Below are 14,649 nucleotides of genomic sequence, written 5' to 3' on the forward strand. Positions count from 1 at the left end.
CAATAGGAATGGACAAACTGCGGGCCTTCGACCGTCCGCCCCGCGAACTCGTTTCGTAACCCGAAGCAACCATGCAGCAGACTTGGGTGGGTGACGACCAATAGACCCCGGCCCGGACTCGCGATCGCTGCGCTGAGCCTCGGGACGGCGCTGAATCCGCTGAACTCGTCCATGATCGCCGTAGCATTAGTGGTGCTGCGCGAGGATTTCGCACTCGACGTCGCCACCGTTACCTGGGTGATCACGTCGTTTTACCTCGCATCCGCTGCCGGCCAGCCGCTCATGGGTAGGCTCGCCGACCGCTTCGGCCCCCGCCGCTTGTTCACCTTCGGCATGGCCTTGGTGGCGGTCACCTGCGCCATCGCACCGTTCCTACCCAGCTTCGCGTTGGTGTGCGTGGCCCGCGCGCTGATGGCTGTAGGGACCGCCACGGCCTACCCCTCGGCCGTCGTGATGGTCACTGAACTGAGCAAGCTCGCTAATATGCCGTCCACGCGGCCACTGGGCCGGATCCAGATGGCAAACACGTCGGCTGCTGCCGTGGGTCCCGTGGTCGGCGGCTTGTTGGTGAGCTTGGTCGGTTGGCAGGCGTTGTTCGCGATCAACGTGCCTATAGCGCTGCTGGCGCTCATTGTGGTGCACAAGGCCGCGCCAGCTGATTCCGGCCGCGAAACGGGCAAGCTCTCGGCGCTGATCCGCGACTCCGACATCCCCGGCATCCTCTCTTTCGTCACTTCGCTCATGCTCGCGATGATGGCGCTGCTCAACGTGTTGCCGGGTTACCGCTGGTGGCTCCTGGGTGCCGCGACAGTGATCGGCGCGCTTTTCGCCTGGCGTGAGCTGCGCTTCCGGCCGCCGTTCCTGGATCTCCGGCTGCTGGGCACGAACCGGCCGCTGCTGCTGGTCTATTTGCTCTTCGTCGTCTTCAGCGGCGTCTACTACTTTGCATTCTTCGGACTGCCGCAGTTGCTGCAGGAGGCAGGTCATTACGACGCCGGTGTGGTGGGCCTGCTGATGCTGCCCCTTGCGGCGTTGTCGGTTGTGGTGACGCCACTGACCGTTCGGCTGATTGAGCGGTTCGGCGTGCGTTCCGTCCTGATCACCGGCGTGCTGATTCTGACTGTTGCCGCAGTGGGCCTTGGCGCCCTGACATTGTCTCTGTGGGCGCCCTTGGTGTTCCTGCTGACTGCATTGATGGGCATCCCTTACGGGATGGTGAGCACGGCTTCGAACCAGGGGCTCTACGTTTCTGCACGCCCGGAGGAACGAGGAGTAGCTGCGGGAATTTTCCAGACCTGCCGCTACCTCGGCGCGATCACTGCAACTGTGCTGATTGGCGTGCTGTATGGCTCCGGTGTGAACCAAGCCAACTGGGGACTCATGGTGCTGGTGATGCTCGGCCTGAACGTGCTGGTGTTGGTGCTCGCCGTGATGTGGCGGCGGCCCTCCGTGGACACGCGCTGAAGGCCAGACAACTAAAATCCTGACTTCCGCGACACGTTCCGGCCTTCACTCCTACTCACCACTGCAATAGATAGGCCCCAAATTGCAGGAGAAGTAGATGCTTGGACTCGAAAAAACCCCGGAAATCCTTACTGGCTCGCCCGTGCCGGAACTGTGGCTGGTGCTGGTTGCCATCGCCGTTCTTGTGACTGTCGTGGTTCTCGCCGCTGTGCTGGTTTCCCGCTCGGTGTTGCCGCTTTCTGCCCTGTTGCACCGACGACGCCGGGGAAGGGGACCGCGGCATAGTCGCTCCAACAAGTTCACGAGGCGGGAATGTAGCATTCGAAGGACCGGTCCCGCACGTGCCCGCCGCTGATGGCAGCGGGCACGCACGGATTCTTAGAAAGTGGAATGCGATGACAACCAGCGCAGATGGAACCGCCACCACCGTCAGCAAGACGTTCAGCCGTACCACGAAGGTGGCCACGACGATTGACGCCGATCCGGCCACAGTCTGGCGCGTCCTGACCACCGCCGCCGACTACCCCCGATGGAACTCAACCATCGTTTCTTTGAAGGGCGAGATCAAACCAGGGTCAACCATCCAGCTGGTGTCAACACTGGATCCCAGCCGAACGTTCAAACTCAAGATCAAGGAGTTCGAACCCACCAGCCGCCTCGCCTGGGGCGATCCATTGGGCACCCGCGTCTACACCCTCACGGAAACCAATGGCGGGCAGACCATCTTCGAGATGAATGAACGCATCGGCGGGCCGATCTTTCCGCTGTTCGCGGGCAAGATCCCGTCCTTCGACGCGAGCTTCGAACAGTTCGCGGCCGACCTGAAAGCGGCTGCCGAGGCATCCAGCTAGAAACTCTCGACGACGGCGGCGGCAGTGGTGAGGATGACCAGCTGCTGGGTGGCCCTGGTCATCGCGACGTAGCGGTCCACGGCTCCTTCGATGCCCGTCCCGAATTCCTCCGGATCAACCAGGACCACAAGATCGAACTCGAGGCCCTTGGATAGTTCCGGGGCCAGCCAACGGAGGCGGGGCGACGCTGGGAGCGAGCCGCGTCCGCCGTCGTTCTTGCTGATAACGCAAGCGATACCTTCGGCGTGCGCCTCAAGCCACGTGGTGAGGATCGAGTCCAGGTCCGAAACGGATCCGTGGATGACCGGGAGGCCGCTGCTACGGATGGATGTGGGGACGTTGGCGTCGGGGAGGGCTGCCTTGATGACCGGTTCGGCTTCCGTCATGACCTCCTCCGGTGTGCGGTAGTTGATGCTGAGATGGGTCAGGTTCACGTGGCTCAGCCCTATGCGCTCCAGTCGTTCCTGCCAGGACTCGGTGAATCCGTGCCTGGCTTGCGCGCGGTCGCCGACGATGGTCAAGCTCCGGGACGGGCAGCGTTGCAGGAGCATCTGCCACTGGGCGTCGGTCAGTTCCTGCGCCTCGTCGACCACTACGTGTGCGAAGGGGCCTGCGAGCTGGTCCGGGTCCGCGCTGAGCATGGATTCGTCCATGAGCTTCTCCTGCATGTCCTCGCCGCGCAGCATGGACATGACCAGCATTTCGGAATCATCCGCGGCAACGAGGTCTTCCACCACCCGGTCCATGAGCTCACGCTCCGCAGCGGCTTCAGCCTTCTGCCGACGCCTGCGCTTGGACGCTTCAGCATCGCCGAGCCGTTGCCGGGCTGCGTCCAGAAGGGGCAAATCCGAATCGGTCCAGGCGTTGGGCGTGGCCCGCTGAAGCTTCGCCACTTCATCAGCGCTTAGCCAAGGGGCGCACAAACGCAGGTAGGCTGGCACCCGCCATAGATCGGCCACGAGGTCCGTGTAATGAAGCAGCGGCCATGCCCGGCTGAATGCTTCCACTAGGTCCGGATTCTGCGCGAAGGACCGGCGAAGCAAGTCCTCCGGAACCTCGTCTGTATCGAACTTGTCCACCAGGATGGTGAGCAGTTCCTCCCAGACTTCGTCCCGCGCCTCATTGTGTGGAGTGCCGGGCGTTGGTGCGTCGAAGGCCTCGGCCCACTCGTCGGCACTGAGCCAGACATCCGCCCAGGGCGTCTCGACTTCCAAGCCCTCCCTGGGCGATGACTCGTAGAACCTGACAGCCGGCTCGATTGCTTTCACCAGGTCTGCCGAGGATTTGAGCCGGGCAACCTCGGGGTCGGCCTCAAGGGCGGCGTCGGCTCCCTCAGGCACGAGATCCCGCAGTGTGCAGGTCTGCACACCCTCTTCGCCGAGGCTGGGGAGCACATCTGCAACGTAGGCCAGAAACGGCCGGTGCGGGCCGACGAACAAGACGCCGCCCCTGCGGTGACCGAGCCGTGGGTCCGAGTAAAGGAGATACGCGGCGCGGTGCAAGGCGACCACAGTCTTGCCTGTACCTGGACCGCCGTCGACCACCAAAGCACCCCGGGAAGATGCACGGATGATGGCGTCCTGGTCCGCCTGGATAGTCCCCAGCACGTCCCGCATCCGCGCCGAGCGGCTGGTACCCAGGCTGGCGATGAAGGCTGAAAGGTCCTCAAGGGCAGCCGTGCCGCCGGGCAGTTCTGCGGAGGCTGGGTCTTGGGCGAAAGCTTCATCCCAGTAGTCAGTGATCCGGCCCCGGGTCCAGCGATAACGACGGCGGGCCGCCAGGCCCATGGGGTTGGCATGGGTGGCTCCGAAGAACGGCTCGGCCGCGGGGGAGCGCCAGTCGACAAGCAGCCTCCGGCCGTCGCTGTCCGTGAGGCCGAGTCGCCCAATGTAGAGCGGCTCCGTGTCGCTGGCGGGGACGACGCGACCGAGGCAAAGGTCCAGCCCGAAGCGACGCAGTGCACGCAGCCGACCGGTCAGCCGGCGGGTTTCGACGTCCTTCTCCACAGCCTCCTGGCCAAAGCGGCTTGGGGCTTTGCGAATGGCTTCGAGCTGATCGGACAGCTCGGAGATGGTTTGCTGAAGGCTTTCTGCGATGGCTGCGAAGTGCTGCTCGTCGGCAGCGATCAGGGCTGGATCTGCTTTGGGTGCGAGGTGCTCGGGAAGGTTGAACGCGCTGGTTGTGAGAGGCACGCTGTCAGCTCCTTTCTGGGCTGGTGGCGCCGGAACCGCGCGTCTGGAACAGCGCGTACTCCCGGCGTCGGCTCTCAATTTTGCAGCAACCCCCGGGCCTTGCGGCAAGCCCCCCACTGCCGTATAGATTGAAAGTGAGGAGACACAACGTGTCTCCTTTTTCGTCCCGTTTTGCTGGGAAGCCACGGCACTCTCTTGACTTAAGAACTGAGTGCACTCAGAATTGAGCTTACTCAGTTATTTCGTCAGGAGAGCAACCGTGAAAGCCTTCGTCCTCAACAAGTACAAAGAACGCCTGCAAGAGGTTGACGTTCCCGAGCCAGTGGTCGGCGCGCATGACGTGCTGGTGCAGGTAAAGGCATCCAGCATGAACCAGCTGGACGAGAAGATCCGCCAGGGGCAGTTCAAACAGGTCCTCCCGTACAGGCTGCCGCTGATCCTAGGCAATGACCTCGCCGGAGTCGTAGTGAGCGTCGGTGCGAAAGTACAGTCCTTCAAGCCAGGGGATGAGGTGTTCGCCCGTCCGCACCAGGATCGCATCGGTACGTTTGCGGAGCGGATCGCTGTGGCCGAGACAGACCTTGCCATCAAGCCGGCGTCGATCAGCATGGAGGAAGCGGGATCCCTGCCACTGGTTGCCTTGACCGCCTGGCAGGCACTCGTTGAACGCGGCAAGGTTGGCCCGGGTCAGAAGGTCCTGATTCACGCGGGAGCTGGCGGAGTGGGCTCCATCGCGATCCAGCTCGCCAAGTATCTTGGGGCCACCGTTGCCACGACCGTCAGCGCAGGGAACGCGGACTTTGTTCGCGGGCTCGGGGCGGACGTGGTCATTGATTACCGGACGGAGGACTTTGCGGAGATCCTCCATGGCTACGATCTGGTTCTCGACAGCCTTGGCGGCGAGAATCTGGAGCGATCCCTGAAGGTCCTCAAGCCGGGCGGTAAGGCCATCGGCATTTCAGGCCCGCCGGATCCTGCCTTTGCCCAAGAGCTCGGAGCAAACGCCGTGATGAAGGGCGCTGTGGCGCTGATTAGTGGTGGCATCCGGCGTAAAGCGCGTCGTCTCGGCGTCACCTATGAGTTTCTCTTCATGCGCGCCAACGGCAGCCAGCTCCGCGAGATTGCCGCGCTCATCGACGCCGGGGAGATCCGCCCCGTGGTGGGCCGAGTAGTCCCGTTCGACCAGACTCCGGACGTCCTTGCCGAAATGGAAAAGGGCGGCGTTCGTGGCAAGACAGTCGTCAGCCACTAAGCAATCAACTACTACCAATCACACCCTCAGGAACAAACATCATGAGCAATGTCATCACCGCCTACAAGGACGCACCAGTCAGCACCGTTACCGCTGGCGGCGTCTCCTACAGCTACCGCGAGTTGGGCCCCAAGGGCGGGATCCCCGTCATTTTCCTGGTCCACCTCGCCGCGACAATGGACAACTGGGACCCGCGCATCATCGACCCCATCGCCGAGAAGCACCACGTGATCACCTTTAGCAACCGTGGTGTCGGTGCCACAACCGGCGACGTTCCGGGCACGATCGAGGAGATGGCTGAGGACGCCGCGACCTTCATCAAGGCGCTCGGGTACCAGAAAGTAGACCTCTTTGGATTCTCGCTTGGAGGCATGATTGCCCAGGCTTTGGTGGTCAAATACCCGGAGCTCGTGCGGAAGCTCGTCCTCGCGGGCACAGGTCCTGCGGGCGGGAAGGACATCGACAAGGTGGCTCGCGTCACCTACTACGACGTTTTGAGGGCCACCCTGACCCGGCAGGACCCAAAGGAATTCCTGTTCTTCAACCGCAATGCCGCCGGCAAGCCTGCCGGGAGGGCATTTATCCAGCGGCTCAAGGAGCGAACCACCAACCTGGACGCGCCCATTAAGACCAAGGCCTTCCAGATGCAGCTGAAGGCCATCAAGAAGTGGGGTCGCACGGAACCGGCCAACCTGGGCGCAATCACCCAGCCGACACTCATCGCCAACGGCGACAACGACCGCATGGTGCCGTCCAGGCTTTCCAGCGACATGCACCGCCGGATTCCGGGCAGCGAACTGATCATCTACCCCGATTCAGGACACGGCGGCATCTTCCAGTACCACCAGGAGTTCGTCCCCGTCGCCCTCGAATTCCTGGGCCGCTGATACGGTAGCTGAATGCAGGCTGTGCCCCCGACCCTTGGCCGACGTGAACGGAATAAGCAGGAGAAGCTTGACCGCATCACCGCTGCCGCCCGAGAGCTCTTCACTCAGTACGGCGTAGACGAGGTCACCACCCAGCAGGTGGCTGAGAAGGCCGACGTCGGATCGGGAACCTTGTTCTTGTACGCCAAGACCAAGGCGGAGCTGCTTCTCCTGGTCCACAACGTCAAATACGCCGAAGCGCTTAGCTCGGGCGTCGCCGCCGCAGAGCGGGAAGAAACCGTCCTTGACGGGATCATGGCGATCATCCGCCCCATCGTGAAGTGCAATCGTGTACAGATCGAGAACGGCCGGACGTACCTCAAAGAGATCGTCTTCGGTGACCCCGCCGAACCCCACCACGCGGAGGCCCTTGCGCTGACCATCCGCACGGAGGCCGCCATCGCAGAGGTCCTGGCCCGTGATAAGCAGCTGGGTGCCCGGGACCCAGCGAAACTTTCCCATGTCATTTCCGCGATTATGTTCATCAGCATGACCTCGTCTGCCAATAGCGGTCTCACCGACGAGCAAGTTGGAGACGAGATCCGCGATCAGATCAGTGTGGTTTTGGCCACGGGGAGCTAGCCGCTACAGACGCGGCCTTTAGTGTGAGGGCCCGTGCTGACCACCTTCTAGACACGGCCCCGGCTGTCGGCCCGAACAGGGCCGACAGCCCCTTGCTGCCGTGCTCCTCTGGTTCATCCACCATAAATGTGAAATGTTCACACCATGACCGACGATTATTTGACCGAACTTCGGGCGCAGGCAGACCAAGGCAGCCAGGACGCCATAGACCAGCTTGTGGAATTGGCCGCTGGGCGGGGCGACCTTGAGGAACTGCGTCGTTTTGCCGCGCAGGGGAGTACCGACGCCGTGGACCTCCTCATTGAGCTTGCCTCAGAACGTGGCGACGTGGAGGAACTTCGACGACTCGCGGACGGCGGAAGCCGGACAGCAGCCGAGGTTCTCGCCGAACTGGAAGAAGAATACGGCCCGGAATGAAGCCCTTAGCGTCAGACTTCCTTGTGGTTAGAGCCGAGGCAATTTGCGGTCAACGCGGTACGCCGAAAAGACAAGGACGCTCAATCCAACGAGTACCGCACCGTAGTAGTACAGGACGCCGGGAAACCCAAGGTGCACGCCTAGGACTCCGCTGAGAAACAGCTGAGCGGCGATACCGACCAGAAGGAAAATGGCGGCCACGCGTCCAATCTTCGTGCCTTTGGACAGGCCGGTGCCGCGGGGAATGCCCGCCACGAAGTCGGGCACACTGAATTGATTGCCGAGGCTCGAACTCTTTTCATTGGCTTCTTTGAGGAGCCCGGGAATCATGTTTTCAGCGACTCCACGCCGCCTCAATGCATACACAAGATCTTGTTGTGTGCTGGTTTCCATCGACTTACTCCATCCCCGCGTAATGCGGTTAGACAACATCCTTGGTTCGGTTTCTCCAGATCCCGATGACACAAGGAATAAGAATCCATATGACAGCTGAAGACGCGGCAGCTGCAGCGTTGCCGCCTTCAGTCAGAACGTTGGTGAACGTGGCTGATTGAAGAAATGGCGTGGCATCGCCAGCGACCAGGCCAATCAACGAGTCGAACACAAAAGACTGAAACAGCACAAAGACAATCGCGAGTGGCGTCGAGAGGAGCGCGGACGCCACCGCAGCGCCTGACATGACGCCAACCAGAGTGGCACAAACCAGTAGCCAGACGCTCCTGCTCAGGCTTCCAAACATGATGTCCGAGCTCGTGAAAACGGAGAATCCTGCCGACACGGCGAATGCCACAGCACAAATCACCAGCATGGTGGCGAGGCCAAAGATTGCCACAGCGATGTACTTTGCGAGAAGCAGCACTCCCCGCCTTGGCTGTAACACGAAGAACTTCACGTTGTCCCGGTGCTGCCAGTCGGACGTAATCGCGAGAATGGAAATAATTGGCGCGCCTATGCCAGCGGGCAACGCCAACGCTGCAAGCATCATGGACATGTCAATCGGCTCATTGCGGCTTGCTGAGACGGCCACGAACGCGACGATCATCAGGATACCGAGAAGCGTCATGCTAAAGAGAAGCCATCGTGAGCTGCGGGTATTGATGAGTTTCCGCATTTCGACGTAGACGGCAACGCCGATGGGGTTCGATACCGGACTGCTGATGCCGCTCATTTCCCTTCCTCCGTCCTGGAGACCGCTGCAAACTCCGGGGAGGTCAGTTCACTGTAGTAACTTTCCAATGATTCCACCGGCTTTCTGTGCAGTAGGCTCACTTGGATGCCATTCCTCCAAAGAATTTCACCGACGTGCTCCGGTGACGACATGACCGAAATTCGCTCATTGACGGAATGAGGGGCGTCGGCCATTGCGATTCCCTCGGCCTGCAGGACGCGCCTGATTTCAGACCTGTGAGGGCCATCGACTTCAGTGACTTCCGTCCCTCCCAGGTCTCCTATGGAGGAGTTGGAGATCACGCGGCCGCGGTCAATGATGACTACGCGATCTACGTAGGACTCAAGCTCATTCAGCAAGTGGCTTGAGATGAGAACTGCACCACCGTCTGCGGCAAATCGCCGGATGGATGCCTTAAGCCAGCTCATTCCCTCGACGTCCAACCCGTTGGCTGGTTCGTCCAGGACGAGGTACTTGGGATCTCCGAGAAGTGCGATGGCCAAACTAAGGCGTTGGCGCATGCCCAGGGACAGGGACCGAACTTTTCGACGACCCGCGCTGGCCAGGCCGACCGACTCAAGAACGGTATCCACCCTGTGCATGGGAAGCCCCATCATTGCGGCGGTCAAAATGACTGTTTCGCGGGCCGACCTGCCGGGATGGTGCGCCGAAGGATCAAGCAGGAAGCCTATCTGTTCCCCCGGGTTGAGCAGTTCGTGGAAGGGCGAGCCAGCAATCGTAATGGAGCCGGTGTCCGGCCGGGTCAGCCCCGCGATCATTCTGAGCGTGGTGGATTTCCCGGACCCGTTTGGCCCGATGAACCCCGTGATTGTCCCTGGAGCGCAGCTAAAGCTCAAATCGTGGACGGCCTTTATGTTTCCGAAAGACTTCGAGATGTTATCCAGTCTCAGGGTCATAATTTCACGCTAGTCCGTTCTGAGACAATTCTCTTGGTTATTGTTCGTGAACACATTATAAACACCAGTAAAAATAGTGCCAAGTCAATCGGAATATACATCCAGGCTTGGTGGTCATTGTGCAAGGGGGCGGCGACGGAAGCCGCCGTGATATTGGACAGCAGGTGATAAACGAATGCTGGCCATATTGATCGGAAGTGAACTGCCAGTAAGACGGCCAGAACTGCGAAGAGAAAGCGATCCACGTACATGACTGCAAGCGGTGATAGATGAAGCGATGCAAACGTGAGTGAAAACACTATTGTGATGCCGATTTGCGTAGTGCGCGAGGCTGCCATTCCGTAGATAAGGACCAATGGGAGGCCGCGGAATATTACTTCCTCCATCAGGACCGCAGCCGGACCAGCGGCCGCCGTCAGGAAGTCACTACCCCCCTGAATACCTATCCAAACGATCGCGATCGTGGAGCCGGCAACCAGTGCGGCGCACCGCTTGGCATGCAATAGGCCACCGATGGTCATTGGCTGGCCTGCGTCGAGCAAATTGACCTTGAAGCGTGCGGCAGAGAGTGCGATAGCGGCACAGCCGCAGATGATCAGCGAAAGCGTGGTGATGAGTCGCGGATCAACGTTAGCGGCAGCGAGCGCTTCATAAGAGAGTCCTAAAGCCAAAACAACAGCGACATTGAGCAGAACCGCCAAGGTGATTCCGTGAGCGAGAAGGCGCTTGATCTCTTTCCCCATTCTAAGATCTGGTTGCCTGGTGGCTGGGTGTCGTTCAGGCACCCAGCCACCCGATCGTGCTCTTACCAGCCGAAGAAGTACCGGCGCAGTTCAATGAAGAAGTCCCAGAGGGCTCCACCGATGAACCAGTTGATGGTATTGCGAATCCATCCTGCCAGGCCGTTCCACCAGTTCAGGAAAGCACCCCAGCCCCACTTTACTGCGTTGACCATCGCGTTCCAGACCCATGGGGCTGCCCACCGGATCCAGTCCAGGACCGGCCTGATATTGATCCGTTTTTGCGCATCTGTGGCAGTGGTGCTCACCGTAGCTTCCGTCGGCGCCGAGAGCGTTGCTGACAGAAGCCCCTGGGTGCTGGACGGTGCAGTGGATGCGGCCGAGATGCTAACTGGAGATGAGGCTGCTGTGGTTGTGGACATACTCCGGACGGCGCCGGGTGCCGATAGGAGTATTACTCCTGCGAGAGTCGCAGCTACCCCTCTTTTACTCCAATTGAGCACGATACCGCGCGTATCCCGTGAATTCATGAAGTCCCCCTTTCAATACACCCACTGTGAGTGCATTGCTAACTTAGGGGGTCGATTTGTAGTTAGTCAAATCAATTTAGTTTTAGTGTCCATAGGCAACATGTCGTTGATATCTGGGATTGAAGCAAGGTTCCAATAGCACAAATAAAGGCAATTAGCTTGTCAACAACGAATGGTTACGGATCGCGTTCGCTTTACATCCGGCATTCAGTTGTTGTCAATTCGAGTCTTGCATCTCAAATGCCGCCTTGGCTTTTCCAACTTCATGAATTTCGGGTGGTTGTGTCTAACTAACGCTGACCAGGACTTGGTCGATGCGCGCCAGGAGGCCCGGCCAGCCGTTGCCCATACCTTCAATGGCTTGCCGTCCCATGGGGGTGTCAAGGTTGAAGCCGGCGTGCTCGAAGTGAAGGACGGTGCCGGTTTCGGTGGACTCCAAAGCCCAGGTAATGGCTGTGTCCAGGACGCCCTCGGCGAACATGAAGGTGATCGCGGAACCGGGCTCGACGGTGAGGACTTCGCATTGCTGCTGGCCCCAGCCACCCATGTCCATGGTGAAGCGGTGGCCCACCACGGGTGCGATGTCTCCGGCAGCCCACCAGCGGGCGAGCAGTTCTGGTGTAGTTAGCGCAGCCCATACTGCGTCCTTGGGGTGCGGGAAGGTGCGCTCGAGTCTGATGGCGTTTTCGGTCATGGAGTGTTTTCCTCATCCAATAGTTCGGCCAGGGCGTCGAGCCGCTGGTTCCAATATTGCTCGTAGTGCTTCAGCCAGTTGCTGGCTTCCCGCAGGCCCTCGGCCTCAAGGTGATAGATCCTGTTTCGGCCCTGCCGTTCCTCCCGGACCAAGCCGGCTTCCCGCAGGACCGCCAAATGCTCGGACGCTGTAGAACGGCTGAGGTCCAGGCGGCCCGTGAGATCGCCCGCCGTCAATGGACCCTCACGGAGGCTATCGAGGATGGTACGCCGCGAAGGGTTCGCGAGGGCGCCGAAGACGTCGGGAAGCAGTCGATGATGATATGTCGGAAATTTCCGAAATGACAACCCGGACGGTCCTTGTCGCCAGCCTGGGATGGGCCGGCCCGCTATCGTGAGGGACGCAAGGAGGTCTGGCGGGATCGGCTCTCAGGATGGGACGCTGGCGTGGACTTGCCGGCCCGTCGGCGAATGACTATTTCGGCTACCGCGAGGTTGATAACCCAAGAGGCCCCCATGAGTACCGCCCGGGTCGCCTCGTCCGTAGGGCCGACAAGAAGCATCCAGGGCAAGAAAACGAGGGCCTGTGTTCCTGTGCCGAGACCGATTGCGTAGCCTCGGGTCATCCACGCACTGTGCGCCACGAAGTCCCTACGGCGAACCGCTAGAAATCCGAGGATGATGCTTACCGCCATGGCGCATCCGAAGATGAAGCGGAGTATCAGGAGGGCCTCGCCATCGCCCTCCGGAAGCGCGTAGAACACGGACATCCATAGGCCGGAGAGTGCGGCAAGGAGGCCGGCTGGAACGAGAATGCGGCCCGCCATCCGGTGCCACTTGCGCCGAGCGTTGCGAAGCGAGGGGACAAACTGGAGGGCCCCGAGCAGGCAGTAGACGGTAACGCTGACAATGTGGGTGACCACTGGTATGGGTGAGTCGAAGAATCTCTCGTTCTGTGGCGTCACGGCCCCGCCGCCCGTCAGTTCGGTGAGGCGGACTGCCCCGGCAATCACCGGGATGAGGCTGAGGAAGATCAATGCGGCGGGGACGGGCCACTGCGCCCGGCGAAAGCGGCTTCGGGACGCGGCGATGGAGTTTTCTGGTCTCATGTTCTGGCCCTTTGGCTCGTCGGTGTACGGCGTACACCTCGATGAGGAAAAGCGTAGGTGTACGCTGTACACACTGTCAATACTTGGCGGAACCGATCCAGGATGGAGGGCCGTACTCATGACCCAACAAACAGACACGCGGCGCTCACCCCTGAACCGGGAGCGCGTGCTTCGTGCCGCCGTCGAACTTGCAGACGAGGCTGGCATTGACGCGCTCAGCATGCGACGACTCGCTCAGGACCTCGGCGTCGTACCAATGGCGCTTTACAAACACGTGGCCAACAAGGAGGAACTCCTCGACCAGATGGTGGACACCATTGTGCGGGAGATCGACCCCCCGGTCCGCGATGCAGATTGGAAGAGTGCTGTCCGGCTGAGAGTGCTCTCTGCGCGACGGGCACTCATGGTGCATCCGTGGGCTCGTTCTGTGATCGAGACCAGAACAAACACAACATCGGCTGTGCTGGAGTACATGGACACCCTTGCCGGGCTGTTTCTGGCTGGCGGGCTTACCCCCGACCTCACCCATCACGTCATGCACGCTTTGGGCAGCCGCATGTGGGGATTCACCCAGGAAGTGTTTGACGACTCAGAAGGACGGGAGCCATCCGAGATCACCCCTGACGCGCAGACAGCGATGATTCAGCACATGGCCGAGAGCCATCCCCACTTACTGAAGATCGCCCTGGCCGCAGCCCACGACGACGCGTCAGTAGTAGGCCACGGTTGCGACGACCAGTTTGAGTTTGAGTTCGCCCTGGATCTCCTTCTCGACGGCGTTGAACGGCTTCATGAGCGCAGCTGGAGGTCCGGCGGATAAAACAGATCAGACCAGCGCCGTCATGACGTTCCAACCTTCTCCGATCTGTTTGCGCGGCTCCAGATGACGGCTTCCAATCCCGGGATAGAGCCAGAGGATGCCATTGGTATCCCGTGCGATGATCTGCGCATACCCCTCGTAATTGTTGTCGAAATTGCCGGTGGCAATGATCGCCGTCATGGTGTTCCAGCCTTCGCCGACTTGCATCCGCGGTAGCCACCCGCCAGTGCCGTTTCCGGGGTAGAGCCAAAGGCGGCCGCTGGTGTCCCGTGCAAGGAGGTCCATTTTCCGGTCCTCATTGAAATCACCGCGACCAATAAGGGCCGTCATCACGTTCCAGCCTTCACCGATTTGGAACCGGGGGAGCCAACCGCCTCGATGGTCTCCTGGATACAACCAGAGGCGGCCCTCCGCGTCACGGGCCATGAGATCTGCCATGTAGTCGCCGTTGAAGTCCCCAGGCCCCACCAAAGCAGTCATAACGTTCCAGCCCACACCTACGTGCATGCGGGGCTTGAGACTTCCGCCTCCCGTGCCAGGGTAGAGCCACAAATCGCCGTTTGTGTCCCTGGCGAGGAGGTCGTCCGTGAACTCGCTTTGGAACTTGCCCGGACCAACGATTGCGGTCATGACGTTCCAGCCCTCGCCCATCTTGAAACGGGGCTTCTTCCAGCCGCCAAGGCCGTCACCTGGATACACCCAGAGATCACCTGCTGTGTCACGGGCAAGAACGTCGTGAAAGTAGCTGGTATTGATGCTGACGTAATCCCAGTTGTTGCTGGGGACGCTGGAAGCGCGGGTGGTGGGTTGGTCTGCTTGTGCCGGAACCACCGCGATGCCTAAGAAAAAGACTGCAACCATGGCCGCAGCTGCGCCAAGGAAATGCGGGCGTCTCCGGCTTCGAACCCTCCGCAGTGCATGAGAAGTGCGCCGTCCATGAGTAGTCGACCTTGATCGGAACATCACTGTTACCCCCATTAGCAACATA

Annotated in this window: 18 protein-coding genes; 8 read left to right on the forward strand and 10 right to left on the reverse strand. The window is 60.5% G+C overall.

The window, feature by feature from the left end; genetic code table 11:
* Positions 1 to 90 precede the first annotated feature (90 nt).
* The 3 genes from LDN75_RS05560 to LDN75_RS05570 all read left to right on the forward strand — a co-directional run bounded on the left by LDN75_RS05560 (position 91) and on the right by LDN75_RS05570 (position 2,315).
* On the forward strand, positions 91 to 1,464 hold the full coding sequence (locus LDN75_RS05560) for an MFS transporter (protein ID WP_223936162.1): 1,374 nt from the start codon (positions 91 to 93) through the stop codon (positions 1,462 to 1,464).
* A 97-nt stretch (positions 1,465 to 1,561) separates the two neighbouring features.
* The gene (locus LDN75_RS05565) at positions 1,562 to 1,819 is read left to right on the forward strand and encodes a hypothetical protein (protein WP_223936163.1); all 258 of its coding nucleotides are present in this window, start codon (positions 1,562 to 1,564) and stop codon (positions 1,817 to 1,819) included.
* A gap of 40 nt (positions 1,820 to 1,859) precedes the next feature.
* A complete protein-coding gene (locus LDN75_RS05570) occupies positions 1,860 to 2,315 on the forward strand; it encodes an SRPBCC domain-containing protein (RefSeq protein ID WP_223936164.1) in 456 nt (151 codons plus the stop codon).
* Here the strand turns inward: LDN75_RS05570 and helR are convergent.
* On the reverse strand, positions 2,312 to 4,507 hold the full coding sequence (gene helR, locus LDN75_RS05575; RefSeq protein ID WP_223936165.1) for an RNA polymerase recycling motor ATPase HelR: 2,196 nt from the start codon (positions 4,505 to 4,507) through the stop codon (positions 2,312 to 2,314). The genes LDN75_RS05570 and helR overlap by 4 nt on opposite strands.
* Before the next feature lie 259 nt (positions 4,508 to 4,766).
* Between helR and LDN75_RS05580 the strand changes: the two genes are divergently transcribed.
* The 4 genes from LDN75_RS05580 (at position 4,767) to LDN75_RS05595 (ending at position 7,684) form a co-directional block, all read left to right on the forward strand.
* Complete coding sequence (locus LDN75_RS05580) at positions 4,767 to 5,759, forward strand: NADP-dependent oxidoreductase (protein WP_223936166.1); 993 nt, start codon at positions 4,767 to 4,769, stop codon at positions 5,757 to 5,759.
* A gap of 41 nt (positions 5,760 to 5,800) precedes the next feature.
* Entirely contained in the window at positions 5,801 to 6,646 is an 846-nt protein-coding gene (locus LDN75_RS05585) for an alpha/beta hydrolase (protein WP_223936167.1), read from the forward strand.
* Between the two features lie 12 nt (positions 6,647 to 6,658).
* Positions 6,659 to 7,267, forward strand: a complete 609-nt coding sequence (locus LDN75_RS05590; RefSeq protein WP_223936168.1) for a TetR/AcrR family transcriptional regulator — start codon at positions 6,659 to 6,661, stop codon at positions 7,265 to 7,267.
* A gap of 144 nt (positions 7,268 to 7,411) precedes the next feature.
* Complete coding sequence (locus LDN75_RS05595; RefSeq protein WP_223936169.1) at positions 7,412 to 7,684, forward strand: hypothetical protein; 273 nt, start codon at positions 7,412 to 7,414, stop codon at positions 7,682 to 7,684.
* A gap of 27 nt (positions 7,685 to 7,711) precedes the next feature.
* Here the strand turns inward: LDN75_RS05595 and LDN75_RS05600 are convergent, their stop codons facing one another.
* The 8 genes from LDN75_RS05600 to LDN75_RS05635 form a co-directional block, all read right to left on the reverse strand.
* On the reverse strand, positions 7,712 to 8,077 hold the full coding sequence (locus LDN75_RS05600; RefSeq protein ID WP_223936170.1) for a hypothetical protein: 366 nt from the start codon (positions 8,075 to 8,077) through the stop codon (positions 7,712 to 7,714).
* Positions 8,078 to 8,105: 28 nt separating this feature from the next.
* Positions 8,106 to 8,852 (reverse strand): hypothetical protein, encoded by a 747-nt coding sequence (locus LDN75_RS05605; RefSeq protein WP_223936171.1) that lies wholly within the window; start codon positions 8,850 to 8,852, stop codon positions 8,106 to 8,108.
* Entirely contained in the window at positions 8,849 to 9,769 is a 921-nt protein-coding gene (locus tag LDN75_RS05610) for an ATP-binding cassette domain-containing protein (RefSeq protein ID WP_223936172.1), read from the reverse strand. The genes LDN75_RS05605 and LDN75_RS05610 overlap by 4 nt, the downstream gene beginning before the upstream one ends.
* A complete protein-coding gene (locus LDN75_RS05615) occupies positions 9,766 to 10,512 on the reverse strand; it encodes a CPBP family intramembrane glutamic endopeptidase (protein ID WP_223936173.1) in 747 nt (248 codons plus the stop codon). Before LDN75_RS05615 ends, LDN75_RS05610 begins: the two co-directional genes overlap by 4 nt.
* 62 nt (positions 10,513 to 10,574) lie before the next feature.
* On the reverse strand, positions 10,575 to 10,817 hold the full coding sequence (locus LDN75_RS05620; RefSeq protein WP_223936174.1) for a hypothetical protein: 243 nt from the start codon (positions 10,815 to 10,817) through the stop codon (positions 10,575 to 10,577).
* Between the two features lie 508 nt (positions 10,818 to 11,325).
* The gene (locus LDN75_RS05625; protein ID WP_223936175.1) at positions 11,326 to 11,733 is read right to left on the reverse strand and encodes an SRPBCC domain-containing protein; all 408 of its coding nucleotides are present in this window, start codon (positions 11,731 to 11,733) and stop codon (positions 11,326 to 11,328) included.
* Positions 11,730 to 12,080 (reverse strand): metalloregulator ArsR/SmtB family transcription factor, encoded by a 351-nt coding sequence (locus LDN75_RS05630; protein WP_223936176.1) that lies wholly within the window; start codon positions 12,078 to 12,080, stop codon positions 11,730 to 11,732. The genes LDN75_RS05625 and LDN75_RS05630 overlap by 4 nt, the downstream gene beginning before the upstream one ends.
* A 41-nt stretch (positions 12,081 to 12,121) precedes the next feature.
* The gene (locus LDN75_RS05635) at positions 12,122 to 12,841 is read right to left on the reverse strand and encodes a DUF2306 domain-containing protein (RefSeq protein ID WP_223936177.1); all 720 of its coding nucleotides are present in this window, start codon (positions 12,839 to 12,841) and stop codon (positions 12,122 to 12,124) included.
* A 118-nt stretch (positions 12,842 to 12,959) separates the two neighbouring features.
* Between LDN75_RS05635 and LDN75_RS05640 the strand changes: the two genes are divergently transcribed.
* Positions 12,960 to 13,661, forward strand: coding sequence for a TetR/AcrR family transcriptional regulator C-terminal domain-containing protein (locus LDN75_RS05640; protein WP_223936178.1), 702 nt, complete (start codon positions 12,960 to 12,962; stop codon positions 13,659 to 13,661).
* Positions 13,662 to 13,667: 6 nt separating this feature from the next.
* Here the strand turns inward: LDN75_RS05640 and LDN75_RS05645 are convergent, their stop codons facing one another.
* Positions 13,668 to 14,522, reverse strand: coding sequence for a VCBS repeat-containing protein (locus LDN75_RS05645; protein WP_223936179.1), 855 nt, complete (start codon positions 14,520 to 14,522; stop codon positions 13,668 to 13,670).
* Positions 14,523 to 14,649: the final 127 nt, after the last annotated feature.

This window comes from Arthrobacter sp. StoSoilB5 (assembly GCF_019977235.1).
Taxonomy (GTDB): domain Bacteria; phylum Actinomycetota; class Actinomycetes; order Actinomycetales; family Micrococcaceae; genus Arthrobacter.